Origin of the sequence: Wenyingzhuangia sp. 2_MG-2023 (assembly GCF_030548295.1) — a bacterium.
GTDB lineage: Bacteria > Bacteroidota > Bacteroidia > Flavobacteriales > Flavobacteriaceae > Wenyingzhuangia.
Genome location: NZ_JAUOSB010000051.1, coordinates 1 through 1,572 on the forward strand (window position 1 = coordinate 1; position 1,572 = coordinate 1,572).

The window sequence follows — 1,572 nt, forward strand, 5'->3', positions numbered from 1 at the left end:
ACCAAAAAAAAGGCTTCGGCTTAGTCCGTGTTCGAAAAGGCTCTGCTCCTTTTCTTCCCGCACTAATCCTAGCCAAAACCGTTGGCAGTAATTAAAAAAATGAGGAACTACCTACAAACATTTGATATTTTAACCGAAAAAGAAATTGACCTTTTTGAAAGTAAAGTTCGGAAGAAGAGATTGAGAAAAGGCGATTTTTTTATCAAAGAAAATAGAATATCTAAAGAAGTGGCATTTGTAGTTTCTGGCTTATTTAGGTCGTTTTATTACTCATCATCTGAAGAAGAAGTTACCTATTGTTTTACCTTTTCAAATTCATTTGTTAGTGCTTACTCTTCTTTCTTATCTCAAACAAAAACAATTGAAAATATTCAAGCATTAACAGATATAGAGTTATTAACTATATCAAGAGAAGAAATTTTAATTTTAGAGAAATCAAGTACAAATTGGCTGAAATTTTTCAAATTAATAGCTGAACAGGAATACATCAAAATGGAAAAAAGAGTTTTCTTGTTGCAAAAAGAATCAGCAGAAAAAAAATACAAGGATTTACTAATAAATCAACCTGAATATTTACAATCAATTCCCTTAAATTTTCTGTCTTCATATTTAGGAATTACACAAAGACATTTAAGTAGAATAAGAAAAACGATTACGTATTAGACAAATGTCCTTTTAAATAAGTAACGAAGTATTGTTCTTTGCACAAAACAAAGAATAAATATGAAACAAGTATTAATAATAAACGGACATCCTGACAAAGAGAGCTTTAATTACGCATTATCGGAAGCCTACTTAAAAGGAGCAAATAAAACAAATTCTATAATATCTCAAATTAACATTGCGGAATTGGAATTTAATCCTAATCTGCAATTTGGTTATCGGAAACGAATGGAATTGGAGCCTGACTTGGTAAAAGCCATAGAAAAAATTAAAAAAGCAGACCATATTGTTTGGGTATTTCCAATGTGGTGGTATGGTTACCCAGCTATTATGAAAGGATTTATAGACAGAACATTTTTACCGTCAATTACATATCAACCAATTGAGGGAAAAGCATTACCTGAAAAACTACTGAAAGGAAAATCTGCACGAATAATTATTACGGCTGATACACCAAAATGGTATGATTTTCTAATAATGAAAAGCCCGACAATCAACCAATTTAAAAACGGAACTTTAAAATTTTGCGGAATAAGTCCTGTAAAAACGACTTATATTGCTTCAATAAAAAATTCAACTTTGGATTTTAGAGAAAAGTGGTTAAAAAAAGTAACATTGTTAGGCGAAAGCGTGAAATAACTACTGCCAACAATGTATATAAAACATAGCTATTTCAGGCTTTCCGAAAGGTTTTTGCTTATTTATTAAGTCCGCCAAATTTTTATTTTTGTATATTTAGAAATTAAAAGATAAATAGAAAAAATAAAAATTCGGCTCGTGTATAATCCGAAACGATAGCGTCTTTTTACACGCTACGTTTCATATACGGAGACGTTAGCTTTAACAGTCAGTAAAATTCGGTCGAATTTTTAGCAGCTACAGAAATTATAAAGATTCTTAGAGAATTGA

2 protein-coding genes are annotated in these 1,572 nt (G+C 30.3%); both read left to right on the forward strand.

Features of this window, described 5'->3' with window-relative positions; genetic code table 11:
• The first annotated feature begins 81 nt into the window (after positions 1-81).
• On the forward strand, positions 82-663 hold the full coding sequence (locus Q4548_RS16585) for a Crp/Fnr family transcriptional regulator (protein ID WP_336622749.1): 582 nt from the start codon (positions 82-84) through the stop codon (positions 661-663).
• Positions 664-723: 60 nt separating this feature from the next.
• Positions 724-1,302: an NAD(P)H-dependent oxidoreductase gene (locus Q4548_RS16590; protein WP_303457127.1), complete on the forward strand. Its 579-nt coding sequence runs from the start codon at positions 724-726 to the stop codon at positions 1,300-1,302.
• Positions 1,303-1,572: the final 270 nt, after the last annotated feature.